We start from the raw sequence: 15,534 nt of genomic DNA, 5'->3' as shown, positions 1-15,534 counted from the left end.
AATGCAGGTACGTCCGAAAACGCGAAGCGGCCGAGCGGATTTGATGAAGAGACGGGGATCTGGGGGGCCTCACGGTCCGGTCTCCGTGAATGAGCAACTTGGAGGTTTTAAATGAAAGTGGTGAAGAGCCTTTTGCTCGGCACTGCGGCGGGACTGATCGCCGTTAGTGGAGCTCAGGCGGCTGATCTTCCGGTCAAGGCCAAGGCAGTCGAATACGTGAAGATCTGCTCGCTCTACGGCGCGGGTTTCTACTACATGCCGGGCACCGATACCTGCATCAAGTTTGGTGGTTACATCCGCGCTGACATGCTTCTCGGCGGCGGCGGCGACTATGGCTTCAGGAACAGCTCGAGCAGTGTGAACGGCGGGTCCAACAACCGTCTGACCAACTACTACTACAGCCGCGCTCGTCTGGACTTCAACATCGATACCCGCACGGCGACCGAATACGGCGTTGTTCGCACCTACGCCGACCTGGTCGTCAGCTACGACTCCACGAACGTCACCGGCAGCAACCCGTCGGCGTTCTCGACCAGTTCGGCCTCGCTCGGTCTCTACCATGCGTTCATCCAGTTCGCGGGCTTCACCTTCGGCCGCACGGTCTCGATCTTCGACGCTCCCTGGCAGAGCTATCCGGCCGGCGGCCCCGATACCCTTCCGGGCGGCTCCAACCACGTCAACGGCGTGAACCAGGTTGCCTACACGGCTGACTTCGGCCAGGGCATCACTGCTTCGTTCGCGCTGCAGGACGAGACCTCGGCGAACAATGGTCAGTCGAACCTCTGGAACGTGTCGTCGGGTACGGCGGCGCAGTTCGTGACCGGCGTCTATGGCGCCAGCGCTTGGGGCGGCACGCGCATGCCCGAGGTGATCGGTCAGGTTCGTGTCGACCAGGCCTGGGGTCTGGCGCAGATCTCGGTCGCGGCCCATGAGCTGCATTCAGCCTATTACGGCGCGACTGAAGTCACCGGTCATCCCTCCGACAAGTGGGGCTGGGCCGTGCAGGGCGCCTTGTCGATCAAGAACATCCCGACCGGCGCGGGTGACGTCATCAACCTGCAGGCCGTCTACACCGATGGTGCGACCCGCTACAACTTCCAGAGCCTGTTCCCGCAGAGCTTCTTCATGTTCAGCGGCAGCGGCAACGGCGCGTATCAGAGCACCGGGTTCGCCGGTCTCGCCGACGGCGTGTTCGGAACTGGTACCGGCATCGATACCGTCAAGACCTGGGGCTTCCGTGGCGGCTATACCCACAACTGGAGCCCGAACTGGGCCAGCGCCATCTACGGTGGCTACGCCCAGCTGAAGTACGGCAACACGGGCAAGGCCCTGATCTGCACCAACTTCGCCGCAATCGGGTTGGCCGGTTCGACCTGTAATCCGGACTTCAACTTCGCAGTGGTCGGTGTGAACACCGTGTGGACCCCGGTCAAGGGCCTGGCGTTCACTGCCGACTTGAGCTGGTCGCGTCTGGACCAGAAGTACTCCGGCTTCATCGCGAGCCCGGGCATTGCCAGCGCTGCGAAGCCGGCGGCCGTGTACGAGCTGAAGGACCAGGACTCGGTGAGCATGCTGCTGCGCGCTCAGCGCAACTTCTGATCCTCGATCCCGCAAATCGATCGGAGACCCCCGGCGGGAAACCGCCGGGGTTTTTCATGGGCAAGAGTTTCGGAAAATCGAATGCCGTTGCGGAACACGAAGGCGAGCCATGCGATTCCGTCGTGTCAAACTTATTTACTTACTTGAGCTACTAAGCTATATCACTGCCAGCCAGATACGAAAGTTGCGGCTCTTAGCTTCATGCTAAGCCTCCAGAAACCTCCGGCGATGCCCCGCCGGAGGTTTTTTGTTGTCCAGATGCCCGCAACATCAGCCGCGTATCACGCGGGTGCGCGCCGGCGGCCGGTAGGCGAGGCGGCTGTGGCCGGCGCAATAGGGCTGGCCGTCCGGCGCCGTGTTGCCGCAGAAGCAGAAATCGGCTGCGCCCGGCGTCGAGATCGGCCAGCGGCAGCGATTCTCCGACAGCTCCAGCAACGAGCAGCGGTTGGCCTCGTCGATTGGGCCGGCAAACACCGGCGCATCGGTCTCGCCATAGATCGTGGCGAGCATCTCGTATTGCAGCCGCGGCACGGCCTTGCGCATCCGCGCCGGCGCCAGGCCTTTGTCCTGGACCTTTCGGTCGTCGACCGTCCGGCCGCGCGTCAGATTGAGCCGCGACAATTTGCCGATCACCGCGTTGCGGCTGACGCCGATGTCGGCGGCGATCTCGCGACAGGAGAGGCCGGCCTCGAAGTGCTGCTTCAGGAGTTCGATTCGTTCGTCGGTCCAGGTCGGTGAGAGAACAGGCATTTGTCGGCGATCCCAGGTTGCAGATGTCGGCCATCCGCGGTCTCGAGATCCGCCCGCCTCACGTACCGAGCGCGCTCACGTCCTGCCATTGTCGCGGATCGACAGAAGACCGTCTTTGATGGCGAGACGGATGCCTTCCTCGATCAATGTCCGTGCGACGCCGGGAACGCTGGTGCCGTGGGTGCCCTGTCTCACCAGCTTCTCCAGATACGCGATGGTCGAGAGCGCCAAGGTTACGGGAATGCGGTCAGTCTCGGCTTTTTCGGTGGCCATGGCCCGAACGCTAGCCTCTTACTCGGGTACATAAAAGTAACGATTAAGACTCTATTTAGGTTCGGGGGTGGAAGTCAAATCAGCGCTGGGGCCGAAGCTCACGTGATTGGAATCGCTTGGGAATCAGGCACACCACGACGCGCCGCGGGGAAGACCGGGCGGCGGCGTGAGGTCGGCAGGTCAGGGAAGGGGCCGCCCGGCTCAGCCGTGCACGATCGCCTTTTCGATCATGCAATGGATGCCTTTGGCGCCGTTGACGGTCTGGGTCACCCGGAGATCGGCGGCGAGGCTGCACAGCGTGTAGGCATCCTCGCGCGACAGATTTCGCGTTTCGCCGAGCAGCGCGATCATGTCGCGGAGCGCGCGCACCACGCATTGGTCGAGATCGGGGTCCATCGCCATGGTCATGTAGTGCGTCGGCGTCTCGGCGCGGGGGTAATCGAGCTTCAGGTCCTTGCGCAGCGTCAGGCGGAAGCGGCCCTGCAGCGCGGTCTCGATCGCGGTGACGCAGACCTCGCCGTCGCCCTGCACGCCATGGCCGTCGCCGCAGGAGAACATTGCCCCCGGCACGAACACCGGCAGATACAGCGTCGCACCGGCTCCTAGCTCCTTGTTGTCGAGATTGCCGCCCATCGCGCGCGGGATCAGCGAGGAGATGCGGCCCCAGGCTGGCGGCGGCGATACGCCCATCACGCCGAAGAACGGCTTCAGCGGCAGGTCGAGGCCCCACGGCATGCGGCCGACCATCCTGGTACGGTCGAGCGGAATGTTCAGGATCCGCGTCTCGTGGAAATCGTCGGGCAGGGTGCCGGACAGCGGCTTGATCATGTTCCAGCCCCAATCCTGCCGGAGCTGCACGTCGAGGATCTCGACCGCGAGCACGTCGCCGGGCTCGGCCCCTTCGACCGCGATCGGACCGGTGAGGATGTGGCCCGGCAGCATGCGCTCGTTTTTGGCATGAACCTGGTGCATCTCGGGCGGAATGTGAAACCTGTCGCGATCAGGCAGCATGTCGGGACCGCCGCTGATGGTGTCGACCGTCACCTCGTCGCCGCTGGCCACGGTGAGGACGGGCTCGAGTGCGGCTTCGAAGAAGCCCCAATGGCAGGTTTCGGGGCTGGAATGCAGGTGATGATGGGTCATTTGCCGCGTCCGGTTGGTTTGATCGGTCCGGGCTTGACCCGGCGATCGATCCTCTTTCAAGAAGGATTTCCGAACAAGGCCGTGCCGGCCAAGCCCGCGCATGGCAGGCACGATCATTCCAGCGAGGCTCCTCTGTTTTTCGCTCTCTCCAAGACCATTGGCGTCGCGCTGCTGCCGATCAATCTTCTGGTCGAGCTCGGAATTGTATCTGTCGTGCTGATGGCGACGCGCTTTGCCGCGTTTGGCCGCCGGCTTGCCGTGACCACGCTGGTGCTGCTGGCGCTCGCAGCGTTCTCGCCGCTCGGCAATCTCCTGATCTACCCGCTGGAGTCGCGCTTCCCGGCGTGGGACGCCTCGCGCGGCGCGCCCGACGGCATCATCGTGCTCGGCGGCTCGGTCGACACCGATCTGTCGGCGGCGCATCGCACGCCGGTCGTCGCGCACGCGGCCGATCGTCTGTTTGCGCCGGCCGAGCTTGCGCGCCGCTACCCCAATGCGCGCATCGTCTTCACCGGCGGCTCCGCGAACCTGGTGTCGAGCGAGGCCAGGGAGGCCGACTATTCCGCGCCGATCCTGGAGAATCTCGGCATCGCGAAGGACCGCCTGATCCTCGAGCGTAACTCCCGCAACACCTGGGAGAATGCGATCTTCACCAAGCAATTGGTATCGCCAAAGCCCGGCGAGCGCTGGCTCCTGGTGACGTCGGCCTTCCATATGCCGCGCTCGATGGGAATCTTCCGCAAGGCCGGATTTGACGTCGAGGCCTATCCGGTGGACTGGCGGATGGGGGGACGTGAGGATCTATTCTCCTTCACCAACATGGGCGCGGACGGCTTGAGACGAACCGAAGTTGCGGTGCGCGAGTGGATCGGTCTTACCGCTTACCGTCTGATGGGCAGGATCTCCGAGTTGCTTCCGGGACCGGGCAGGGACTAGAACAAAGCCGCAAAACAAGAATACGCGGCGCACCATCGCCGGCGCGGAGGAAGCCATGCAACAGCAGAGTACGGACAGGATCGACCTTGCCGGCCTCGTCGCCGATCTCAACAGCCTGCTGCGGCTGAAGACGAACGTGATCGGCATGAAGCTGTTCGCGAGCGTCGCAGAAATGGAGGCGATCCCGAAGATCCGCCGCCCGAACGCAATTCACACCACCGATCAGATTGTCAGCATGGCCGCGCGCCTGGGCTGGACCGTCGGCATTACCGCCGACGATCTCGTAGGCGCCCAATGCCGCGCGGTGATCGGTCTTGCGCCGCAGGACGAGAAATGGCTCGCCGGCGAAAACTATGTCGGGGTCTGGCACGGCACGGCGGAGGACGCGCGCAAGCGCCAGGCGGCGCTGGACGTGGTTCCGTTCGGGCACTATCAGGCGCTCGCCGTCAGCCCGCTCGCGAGCGGCCGGCTCGATCCTCCCGATATCTGCCTCGTCTATGCGACGCCGGGGCAGATGATCATCCTGATCAACGGGCTGCAATATACCGGCTACAAGAAGTTCGAATGGGGCGTGGTCGGCGAGACCGCCTGCGCCGATTCATGGGGGCGGGCGCTCAAGACTGGGGAGCCCAGCCTGTCCTTGCCATGCTATGCCGAACGGCGCTATGGCGGCGTGCCGGACGAGGAGATGCTGATGGCATTGAAGCCCTCGCATCTCGCCAAGGCAATCGAGGGCATGAAGGCGCTGGCGAAGAACGGCCTGCGCTACCCGATCCCGCCCTATGGCATTCAAAGCGACGTCCGTGCCGGCATGGGCGTGAGCTACGCGAAGAAGTAAAGGCCGATCATGAGCTCTGCGAAATTCGACATCGTCGTCTACGGCGCGACCGGCTTCACCGGCCAGCTCGTCGCCGAATATCTGGCGGCGAGTTACAAGGACGACAAGGCGCTCAAATGGGCGATGGCGGGACGCAGCCTCGACAAGCTGAAATCGGTGCGCGATGCGATCGGCGCGCCGGCCGACACGCCGCTGATCGTGGCGGATGCGTCGGATGCGGCGTCGCTGAAGGCGATGGTGGCGCAAACCAAATCGGTGATCACGACGGTCGGCCCCTACCAGTTCTACGGCGAGGACCTGTTAGCTGCCTGCGTCGCTGCGGGTGTCGATTATTTCGATCTCTGCGGCGAGCCGGTCTGGATGCGGCAGATGATCGACAAGTACGAGGCGGCGGCCAAGGCGAGCGGCGCGCGCATCGTGTTCTCCTGCGGCTATGATTCCGTGCCGTTCGAGCTCGGCACCTTCTTCGTGCAGGAGGAAGCCAGGCGCGTGTTCGGCGCGCCGGCACCGCGCGTGAAGGGCCGCGTGCGCGACATGCGCGGCACGTTGTCAGGCGGCACGGCGGCGAGCGCGAAGGCGACCTTCGACGCCGTCGCCAAAGATCTCAGCCTCGTCGCCATCCTCAACGACCACTTCGCGCTGACGCCTGATTTCACCGGCCCGAAGCAGCCCAAGGGCAACAGGGCGGTCTTCGAGGAGGACCTGCAATCCTGGGCCGCGCCGTTCATGATGGCGCTGATCAACACCCGCAACGTCCATCGCTCCAACATGCTGATGGGCTTTCCCTACGGGAAGGACTTCGTCTACGACGAGATGGTGCTGACTGGCCCCGGCGAGAAGGGTGAGGCCAACGCCAAGCGCGTGATGGCGGCCAATGCCGAGAAGACCGGCCCGAACGCGCCGAAGCCGGGCGAGGGGCCGTCGAAGGAGGAGCGGGAGAACGGCCTGTTCAACCTGCTCTATGTCGCGATCGCCCCCGACGGCCGCATGGTCCGCGCCGGCGTCACCGGCGACCGCGATCCCGGCTACGGCTCGACCTCGAAGATGATCTCCGAATGCGCCATCTGCCTGCTGCGCGATGCGAGCGACGTTCCCGCCGGCTTCTGGACGCCGGGCGCAGCGATGCAGCACAAGCTGATCAAGCGGCTGCAGGACAATGCCGGGCTGACGTTCAAAGTGGAGAGCTAGGTTGGCTCTCGTAGGGTGGGCAAAGGCGCAACGCGCCGTGCCCACCATCTCTCGGTGGTGGGCACGCTGCGCTTTGCCCACCCTACGGCACCGTCTCTGTCACGCCGCCCGCGCATCGTACGCGTACATGAAGTCCATGCCCTTGGCGCCCAGCGGCAGCAGCCATTTCAGCATCTGATTGCGCATCCAGGCGCCGGTGGCGCTGAACTCGCGCTTGTTGTTGCCGTTGCGGCGGGCGATCGCGACGATCTTCTCGGTGCGCGGGCGGCGCTCGGCCTCGAAGGCCTGGAAAGTGGCGCCGAGCTCCTGGCCCTCCTGCATCAGCCGAGCAAATCGCATCGCGTCCTCCAGCGCCAGCGAGGCGCCCTGGCCGGCGTGAGGGCTGGTCGCGTGCGCGGCATCGCCGATCAGAAGCGAACGCTTGCGCGACCAGGTCGGCAGGGTCGCGACGTCGAGCGTGTCGGTGACCACGATGTTCTCGGCCGTTTCGATGATGGCGGGGATCGGATCATGCCAGCCGTGATGGAAGCTGCGCAGATGCTGCTTCAGCGTCGCATGGTCGAGCGCGCGGAACGTCGCCGCGTCCATGCCGTGCGCCGGCTGCGTGCTCCACCACATCACGCCGTCTTTCGGATCGGAGCTGCAATAGCCGTAGCCGAAGAAGCCGCTCTGTCCGAAGGTCGTTTCGACGTGCTGGCCGCTGGATCTGCCGTCGAGCACGGCATGCGGCACGAAGCCGCCGAAGCCGATCAGGCCGGTGTCGAACGGCTGCGGGCCGTCAGGCACCACCTGGCGGCGCACGACCGAGTGCACGCCGTCGGCGCCGATCAGGAAGTCGCCTTCGGCGGTGGTGCCGTCGGCGAAGTAGGCGATAATCGGCTGGTCGCCGCGATCCTCGATCTTGATCAGGCGTTTCTCGAAATAGAGCGAGACAGAGGCGCACCAGGCCTTGTCGATCAGGATCTCCTTCAGCGTGGCGCGCGCGATGTTGACGGCCGGCTGGCCGAAGCGCCGCGCCAGGTCGCGGTTGATCGAGCCGAGCTTCTCGCCGCCCTGCGAATAGAAGTCGAAGGCTTCCGCGACCGAGCCGCGGTCGATCAGCTGCTTCGCCAGCCCGATCTCGTCCAGGACATGCATGCCGTTCGGTGCGATCTGCAGGCCGCCGCCGGTCCCTTTCGAATAGGGCCAGGCCTCGTAGATCGCGGATTCGATGCCGGCGCGGCGCAGCAGGATCGCGGCGACGGGGCCGGCGATGCCGGCGCCGATGATCAGCGCCTTGCGGGGACGGTGGGCCATGGCTTGCTCCCGACGTTTCCGTGGTGCTAGGAGAAATTACGGTCACTAATTATCTTAGTGAATAAGATATATATTGCCTAAGAGATGAGGTGGGCCTTGTCAAGGACGAAGGCGCGCGCTGCGCTGCTGCAGGAACTCGAGGACGCCATGCGCAGGTCCTCCGCGCAGGGCGTGCTCTACGGACAGACCGTTGCCAACGTTGCCGGAATTGCCAATTCCGATCTCGAATGCATGGACATCCTGTATCTCGAAGGCCGCGTCACGGCAGGGCGGCTCGCCGAGGTCACCGGCCTGACCACCGGTGCCATCACCGGTGTTGTCGACCGGCTCGAAAAGGCGGGCCTGGTGCGGCGCGAAAGAGACGAGAAGGATCGTCGCAAGGTCTTCATCACGGTCGTGCCGGAGGCGATCGCCGGCCTCGGCCAGTATTACGTGCCGATGCAGCAGGCGATGGAGAACGTCTGCAACGGCTATTCCGACGAGGAATTGCGGCTGCTGCTTCGCTTCTCCAATGAAGCATACAAGGGCACGCTCGCGGCGACCGAGGCACTGAAAGGTCTGCTCGATACGCCGCCGGAAAAGCGGCCGGATCTCAAGCTGAAGAAGCGTCCTCGCCGGACCTGAGCTTGTAGGCTTGCGCGGCTGCGATCATCCCCCACACTGCGCCCAGCATCATCCAGAAGTGCCGCCAGTGGTCGGTGTCGATCACGAAGCTTTCGCCCACGGTGCCGAGGAAGGCGGAAAAGACCGCGAGGTAAGCGCGCTGCCACGGCACACGGATGAAGACGTGGCGGAAGCCCATGATCACCGTGGTGAAGACCAGCGCGGGATAGCATACACCTGACAGCCAGCCGCCGGACATGAAGGCGTTGAGGTAGGAGTTGTGGGTGTCCTCGGGGAAGTAGCGGTTGAATTGCAGTGGACCGATGCCGAACGGCAGATCGAGCGCCATCTCCGCACCCAGGATGTGCCGGCCGAACCGGCCGAAGCGGCCTTCGTCATAGCTCTGGCCAAAGCTCGCGCGCTGCTTGAACATCTCCGCCGTGGAATCGAGCGACAGCAGCACGGCGATCAGCGCGAGGCCGAGCACCGCGGCGACGATCGCCATGATGACGATGCGCGAGCGTTGCGCATTGGTGCGGCTGGTCAGCACCATCAGCGCCAGCATGAAGGCGGAGGTCAGCACCAGGCCGCCCCAGGCCGCACGCGAGAAGGCGAGCAGGATCGCCAGAGACATGATGCCGAAGGCGATGACGTTGCGGAATGCCTTGGCCAATTTATCGGAGACCACGCTCTGAAGCGCGAACAGCGCCGGCAGGATCAAGTAGGCGCCGAGCACGTTCGGGTCCTTGAAGGTGCCGCGCGCACGGCCGTAGAGCGTCAAGAGGTCGTTGCCGCCGGGAATCAGGTGGAAGTAGCCGGCAACTGCCAGCAGCGAGGCAATCATCGCACCGACCACGAGGCCGCGGCGCAGCATGTCGAGCCGGGCCTCGGTGTCCTCGGAGATGACCATGGCGAAGAGCACCACGGTCACCGCCATGTACCAGGAGGTCGCGATCCAGCTCACCACCTCCGTCTGCTCGTACAGCGGAATAGCGCTGATGGTGTAGCCGACATTGAGCAGGATCAGCATCAACACCAGCGGCATCAGCACGAGCCGCAGCCGCAGGCCGGTGGCGAAAAAGGTGACGGTCGCGAGCAGCGTCGCGATCTCGTAGGGGCTCGGCTCGATGAAGACGATGGCGCCAGAGGCGCCGACCAGCCACACCAGCGCGCGCTGCAACGCCAGCACGCCGGGCGCGGCCGTTGCGGCTGCGTTCACTCCACCGGCTGTCGCCGCATACGCCATCACACGCTCATACGCTTACGCAACTCATGCGCCACAACACAGCCGTCATCGCCCGGCTTGACCGGGCGATCCAGTACTCCGCGGCGCCTATCGTGGAAACCACTGGCGCTACGGAGTACTGGATGCCCCGCCTACGCGGGGCATGACAGAGAAACTCAATACGCGTTCTCGTTCTTGGTCAGCAGCGAGACCGGCGTCTTCAGGAGAATGACGAAGTCGAACAGCACCGACCAGTTCTCGATGTAATAGAGGTCGAACTCTACGCGCTTCTGGATCTTCTCTTCGTTGTCGATCTCGCCGCGCCAGCCGTTGATCTGGGCCCAACCGGTGATGCCCGGCTTGACGCGGTGGCGGGCGAAATAGCCGTCCACGGCTTCGTCGAACAGCCGGCTCTGCAGCTTGCCCTGCACCGCATGCGGGCGCGGGCCGACCAGCGACAGATTGCCTGAAAACACCACGTTGAAGAGCTGCGGCAGTTCGTCCAGGCTGGTCTTGCGGATGAAGCGGCCGACGCGGGTGACGCGCGGATCGTTCTTGGTCACCACCTTCGAGGCGGTCGGGTCGGCCTGATGGTGGTACATCGAGCGGAACTTGTAGACGTCGATGCGCTCGTTGTTGAAGCCGAACCGCTTCTGTCGGAACAGCACCGGGCCGGGGCTGTCGAGCTTCACCGCGAGCGCAACCAACGCCATCACCGGCAGGGCTGCGAGCAGCGCAAGGCTGCCGACAATACGGTCGAACAGCCATTTCATCACCAGGTCCCAATCGGTGATCGGCGCCTCGAACACGTCGAGCGTCGGCACCTCGCCGAGATAGGAATAGGAGCGAGGCCGGAAGCGCAGCTTGTTGGTGTGCGCGGAGAGGCGTATATCGACCGGCAGCACCCAGAGCTTCTTCAGCATCTCCAGGATGCGGGTCTCCGCCGAGATCGGCAGCGCGAACAGCACGAGGTCGACGCGGGTGCGGCGGGCGAACTCGACGATGTCGTCGACCTTGCCGAGCTTGCGCGCGCCGGCGCAGGTGTCGAGCGCGCGGCTGTCGTTGCGATCGTCGAACACGCCGAGCACGTGGATGTCGGAATCCTCCTGCGCCTTCAGCGCCTCGACCAGCTGCTCGCCGTTGCTGTCGGAGCCGACAATGATGGTGCGGCGGTCGAGCCGGCCCTGGCGCGCCCAGGCGCGGACCAGCGCGCGCAGCACCAGGCGCTCGGCAATCAACGCGGCGAGTCCGAGGAAGTAGAAGGCGGCGAGCCACAGCCGCGAGATTTCGCTGCCGAACTTGGCGAAGAAGGAGATGCCGATGAAGAGCAGGAAGACGAACGACCAGGACGAGATCATCCGCGTCATCTGCCGGAGCTGACCACGGAACAGCTGCACCTGGTAGATGTCGGCAGCCTGGAAGCAGACCACGGCGGCGATGGCGACGGCGATGACCTCGGCTGGATAGATCCAGCTGAACGCCCCCGCGAGCGGCATGACGTAGCCGAGATAGATTGCGATGCCGACGAGGCTCAGCAGCGCGAAATCGGCAAGGCGCACGAAGCCGGCGATCACGATCGGCGAATAGGCGCGGGCGACCTTCTGGTTGACGACGTCGAGCGCGGCAGGCGAGAGCCGGCGACGGCGCTCCACGAAGGGCTGGTCAGCAGGCTTTGCCGCAGCGCTGGCCGCGGCATCGAGCATCGAGCGTGCGTTGAGCGGTTCCACGGGCGTTCACGTCCATTCCAGAACCCGCGGCACGGCATTGCGCGCCCGGGCAAGCATACCCTGGCGCTTCGATTATCGAACAAATCGGAAGATTCTCTAAAGCTGGACTTAAGGATGGTTAATGATTGGCAAATGCGTCGCGATAGCCGGCGAGCACGCCCTCGACCATCGCGGCTTGCGAGAAGTGCGCCGAGATGCGCTCGCGCAAGGAAAGTGCACGTTGCGCGGTGGTTTGCGGATCGTCCAGCGCTGAGGCGATCGCCTCCGCCATGGCCTCGGGATCGCTCGGGCCGAACAGTGCGGGGCTGTCGACGCCCAGGATCTCGGGAATGCCGCCGATCTTGGATGCGATCATCGGAATGCCCGCGGCCCCGGCCTCGATCACGACATAAGGCATGGAATCGCCGCGCGAGGGGACGACGAGCAGCCGCCCCTTGGAGAAGCCGTAGCGCGCCTTGACGTGACCGATGAAGCGGATGGCGTTCGCCAGGCCGAGCCGCTCGACCTGCGCCTTCAGCGCGGCCGTCTCCTCGCCGTCGCCGCCGAGCGTGAGCGTGACCTTCTTGCCGCCCTCGTGCAGGCGCGCCACGGCATCGACCAGCAGGTCGGCGCCCTTGATGTGCCTGAACTCGCCGACATAGCACAGGTCGGTCGCATCCTCGGCGGTGATGACCGGCTCGAATTCCTCCGGCGTCACGCCGTTGAAGACGCAATGCACCACGCCCTTGGGCGTACCGACGATACGCTGATAGGTGTCGCGCGCAAAGGCACTCTCGAACAGGAACAGGTCCGTGGAGTCCATCAGCGCGCGTTCGAGCCGCGCGTAGAACTCGCCTTTGAAGGTGTTGAGCGGATAATGCAGCGAGCCGCCATGCGGGGTGTAGATCCGGATCGTGTCGTCAGAGCGCCGCCGCATGCGGATGAAGGCACCGGCCTTGGCGCCGTGGCCGTGCAGCACGTCGGGCTTGAGCGTGGCGATGAGCCGCCGCATTCGGAGCCATACCAGGACGTCATCGGGCGACGGCTCGCGGCGGATCGCCATGCGGTGGACGCCGAGCTTCAGGCGCGGCGCAAGCTCGGTCAGCGCCTTGTCGGCGCGCTCGCCGCCGGTGAGGCTGTCGGCGAGGATGCCGACATGATGGCCGCGGTCGACCTGGCCGTTGGCGACGTCGAGGATGTGGCGGAAGATGCCGCCGACCGGAGCGCGCACGGCGTGAAGGATGCGAAGCGGCCGGTCGGGAGAGGGGGGCATGATCAAAACCAGCTCGACGGCGACTTGCCGAACAATTCTCGTGAAAAATCGAGATGGATTAAGGGGCCTCGTGGTTAACAAACGGTGACGGGTCGACGTGCACAAGGCGCGGGTCGTCACGATTAACCCAGCGGCAACCTTAATGGAGTGTAATCGCCCCGGTTGAGGTAGAGTCGCAGCATTGCCCTGCGGGAGTGTTCGATGCGTTTAGCGTTCTGGCGTGCCGGCAAGGACAAGGCTGTGATCGCGCGGGCCGTCGCGAAGTCCAAAGGCGAAGCTGCGCCGAAGAGCGAAACGAAGGCTGAAAAGCGCGAAGCGGAAGCCGAAAAGATCGAAGCCAAGGTTGAGACCAAGATCGAAGCGAAGCCCGCGCCTGTCATCGCCAAGCCTGGGCAGGTCGAATCCGGCGACATCGACCTGCACGCGCTCGGTGCGGCCCTGGCGCGCAAGCGCGGCTGGGTCATCGTGCCGACGGTGCTGGCGCTCGTTGCCTCGCTCGCCATCGTCAATCTCGTCACGCCGCGCTACAAATCTGAAACCCGGATTCTGATCGACGGCCGCGAGAACGTGTTCCTGCGTCCGAACAGCGACCGCACCGAGGAGCGGCAGGCGCTCGATGCCGAGGCCGTCACCAGCCAGGTGCAACTGGTGCTGTCGCGCGATCTGGCGCGCGAGATCATCAAGAAGAACAAGCTCGCCGAGCGCCCCGAATTCGACCCGGTGTTGCAGGGCATCTCGCCGCTGAAGTCGCTTGCCGCGCTCGTCGGTATCGTCCGCGATCCGTTCGCGATGACGCCGGAAGAGCGCGTGCTCGATTCCTATTACGAGCGACTTTCGGCCTACGCCGTCGACAAGTCGCGCGTGATCGTGGTCGAATTCCAGTCCGCCGATCCCGAGCTCGCCGCGCGCGTCGCCAACTCGATCGCCGACGGCTATCTCGTGCTGCAGCAGGCCGCGCGCCAGGAGCAGGCCAAGAACGCCAGCCAATGGCTGGCCGGCGAGATCGAGAGTTTGCGCAAGAAGGTCTCGGACGCCGAGGCGCGGGTCGAGGACTTCCGTTCCAAGTCCAGCCTGTTCGTCGGAACCAACAACACCACGCTGTCGAACCAGCAGATGGGCGAGGTCAATACCCAGCTCAACAATGCGCGCTCGATGAAGGCGGATGCGGAATCCAAGGCACGGCTGATCAAGGAGATGCTCCAGAGCGGCAAGCCGATCGAGGCGTCCGAGGTCGTGAACTCCGAATTGATGCGCCGGCTGTCGGAGCAGAGGGTGACGCTGCGGGCGCAGCTCGCCGAGCAATCGTCGACGCTGCTCGGCAATCATCCCCGGATCAAGGAGCTGAAGGCGCAGCTCGGCGACCTCGACAATCAGATTCGAGACGAAGCCGCCAAGATATCGCGCTCGCTCGAGAACGACGCCCGGATCGCCAGCGGTCGGGTCGATGGCCTCACCGTGAGCCTCGAGCAGCTCAAGAAGCAGGCGGCCTCCACCAACGGCCAGGACGTCCAGCTCCGTGCGCTGGAGCGCGAGGCCAAGGCGCAGCGCGATCTGCTCGAGACCTATCTCGCCAAGTACCGCGAGGCCAACACCCGCGAGACCATCGACACGGCGCCGACCGACGGCCGCATCATCTCGCGCGCCATTGTCTCGAACACGCCGGCCTATCCGAAGAAGCTGCCGATCGTGCTGATCGCAACGATCGCAACGCTGCTGCTCTCGTCCGGCGTCGTCGTCACCGGCGAGCTGCTGCGCCAGACCGCGCCGGGCGCGGCAATGGGCTCCGCGCAGACGCCGGTGCGGGAGGAGCCGCTGGTCGTTGAGCGGGCCATCGAGCCCGTGGTCGACAGGGGCGGCGAACCAATGCTCGATCCGGTGTTGGCGGAGCCCGCGCCGCTGCAGCCGGAGATGGCGGCCGATTTGGATACGAGTGAATTCGCCGAGATCGAGCGTCTGGCCGACGATCTGCGTGCCGCGGGCGCTGCGGCCAAGAAGGTTACGGTGCTCGGCACGGCGCCGGGCGACGCCATCACGCTGTCGACGCTGACGCTGGCGCGGAACCTGGCGCGCGATGCACGCGTCGTCGTGGTCGATCTCGCCGCCTCCTCGCCGACCATTGCCGCAGTCTCCGCCGATGCGCAGGCTCCCGGCCTTGCCGAGCTGATGCAGGGCGAGGCCTCGTTCGCGCAAGTCATCACCCGGGACAAGCTGTCGCGGCTGCATCTGGTGATGGCCGGCCGTCCCGGCTTCGACCGCAGCCTGCTGCAGTCGCCGCGCGTCGCACTCGCGATCGACGCGCTGCTGCGAGCTTACGATCACGTGCTGATCGACGCCGGCAGCGCCTCGGACCTGCCGGCCGACCTGTTGACGGCCCATGCCCGCGCCGTCGTGGTGCCCGATGCGTCGATGGCGGCGGATGCGCGCGCGCAGATGTGCGAGCAGCTTAGAGCCGTCGGCTTCAGCGCGGTGGCGATGCTGAGCAAGCCGGTGCAGCCGTCCGATGCCGCCGAGACGCCGCGCGTGGTGGCGGCGTAGGCTTTCTTACCCTCTCCCCTTGTGGGAGAGGGTGGCTCGCCGCGTTAGCGGCGAGACGGGTGAGGGGTATCTCTCCGCGAGTTCACCTTTCCATTCGAGCTCGCGGAGGCATACCCCTCATCCGGCGCTTCGCGCCACCTTCTCCCACAAGGGGAGAAGGGAAGACAGC

The 15,534-nt window shown here is 65.0% G+C and carries 13 protein-coding genes; 6 read left to right on the top strand and 7 right to left on the bottom strand.

Annotated features, from left to right (window positions below):
* The first annotated feature begins 111 nt into the window (after positions 1-111).
* Positions 112-1,599 (top strand): porin, encoded by a 1,488-nt coding sequence (locus I6F12_RS18190; protein ID WP_225156953.1) that lies wholly within the window; start codon positions 112-114, stop codon positions 1,597-1,599.
* 270 nt (positions 1,600-1,869) lie between these two features.
* On the opposite strand, the gene I6F12_RS18185 is transcribed toward I6F12_RS18190, so the two are convergent.
* The 3 genes from I6F12_RS18185 to I6F12_RS18175 form a co-directional block, all read right to left on the bottom strand.
* Positions 1,870-2,349 carry a GcrA family cell cycle regulator gene (locus tag I6F12_RS18185; RefSeq protein WP_036010389.1) on the bottom strand — a complete coding sequence of 160 codons (480 nt, stop codon included), beginning with the start codon at positions 2,347-2,349 and terminating at the stop codon, positions 1,870-1,872.
* Between the two features lie 75 nt (positions 2,350-2,424).
* Complete coding sequence (locus tag I6F12_RS18180) at positions 2,425-2,622, bottom strand: hypothetical protein (RefSeq protein WP_024341172.1); 198 nt, start codon at positions 2,620-2,622, stop codon at positions 2,425-2,427.
* A 201-nt stretch (positions 2,623-2,823) separates the two neighbouring features.
* Positions 2,824-3,765: an acetamidase/formamidase family protein gene (locus I6F12_RS18175; protein ID WP_225140086.1), complete on the bottom strand. Its 942-nt coding sequence runs from the start codon at positions 3,763-3,765 to the stop codon at positions 2,824-2,826.
* Between the two features lie 168 nt (positions 3,766-3,933).
* Here I6F12_RS18175 and I6F12_RS18170 point away from each other — a divergent pair, with 168 nt between their 5' ends.
* From I6F12_RS18170 to I6F12_RS18160, 3 genes are read left to right on the top strand one after another with little or no spacing between them, the layout of a single operon-like run.
* A complete protein-coding gene (locus I6F12_RS18170; protein WP_036010382.1) occupies positions 3,934-4,701 on the top strand; it encodes a YdcF family protein in 768 nt (255 codons plus the stop codon).
* A 55-nt stretch (positions 4,702-4,756) separates the two neighbouring features.
* On the top strand, positions 4,757-5,539 hold the full coding sequence (locus I6F12_RS18165) for a DUF169 domain-containing protein (RefSeq protein ID WP_225147195.1): 783 nt from the start codon (positions 4,757-4,759) through the stop codon (positions 5,537-5,539).
* Between the two features lie 9 nt (positions 5,540-5,548).
* Positions 5,549-6,727: a saccharopine dehydrogenase NADP-binding domain-containing protein gene (locus I6F12_RS18160; protein WP_225147194.1), complete on the top strand. Its 1,179-nt coding sequence runs from the start codon at positions 5,549-5,551 to the stop codon at positions 6,725-6,727.
* 99 nt (positions 6,728-6,826) lie between these two features.
* Here I6F12_RS18160 and I6F12_RS18155 read toward each other — a convergent pair whose 3' ends face one another.
* Positions 6,827-8,023 (bottom strand): FAD-dependent monooxygenase, encoded by a 1,197-nt coding sequence (locus I6F12_RS18155; RefSeq protein WP_225156952.1) that lies wholly within the window; start codon positions 8,021-8,023, stop codon positions 6,827-6,829.
* 147 nt (positions 8,024-8,170) lie between these two features.
* Here I6F12_RS18155 and I6F12_RS18150 point away from each other — a divergent pair, with 147 nt between their 5' ends.
* A complete protein-coding gene (locus tag I6F12_RS18150) occupies positions 8,171-8,647 on the top strand; it encodes a MarR family transcriptional regulator (RefSeq protein ID WP_050995948.1) in 477 nt (158 codons plus the stop codon).
* Here I6F12_RS18150 and I6F12_RS18145 read toward each other — a convergent pair.
* From I6F12_RS18145 to I6F12_RS18135, 3 genes are all read right to left on the bottom strand, one after another.
* Positions 8,616-9,872, bottom strand: coding sequence for an O-antigen ligase family protein (locus tag I6F12_RS18145; protein ID WP_225156951.1), 1,257 nt, complete (start codon positions 9,870-9,872; stop codon positions 8,616-8,618). The two genes, I6F12_RS18150 and I6F12_RS18145, sit on opposite strands and share 32 nt — an antisense overlap.
* 155 nt (positions 9,873-10,027) lie before the next feature.
* Positions 10,028-11,578: an undecaprenyl-phosphate glucose phosphotransferase gene (locus I6F12_RS18140; RefSeq protein WP_225156950.1), complete on the bottom strand. Its 1,551-nt coding sequence runs from the start codon at positions 11,576-11,578 to the stop codon at positions 10,028-10,030.
* A 118-nt stretch (positions 11,579-11,696) separates the two neighbouring features.
* Positions 11,697-12,830: a glycosyltransferase family 4 protein gene (locus I6F12_RS18135; protein WP_036025444.1), complete on the bottom strand. Its 1,134-nt coding sequence runs from the start codon at positions 12,828-12,830 to the stop codon at positions 11,697-11,699.
* A 201-nt stretch (positions 12,831-13,031) separates the two neighbouring features.
* Here I6F12_RS18135 and I6F12_RS18130 point away from each other — a divergent pair, with 201 nt between their 5' ends.
* Positions 13,032-15,365: an exopolysaccharide transport family protein gene (locus I6F12_RS18130; protein ID WP_225156949.1), complete on the top strand. Its 2,334-nt coding sequence runs from the start codon at positions 13,032-13,034 to the stop codon at positions 15,363-15,365.
* The last annotated feature ends 169 nt before the right edge of the window (positions 15,366-15,534 follow it).

Origin of the sequence: Bradyrhizobium sp. IC4059 (assembly GCF_020193615.1) — a bacterium.
In the GTDB taxonomy this organism is placed as follows: Bacteria; Pseudomonadota; Alphaproteobacteria; order Rhizobiales; family Xanthobacteraceae; genus Bradyrhizobium; species Bradyrhizobium yuanmingense.
This window is presented reverse-complemented; position numbering and strand designations above follow the sequence as displayed.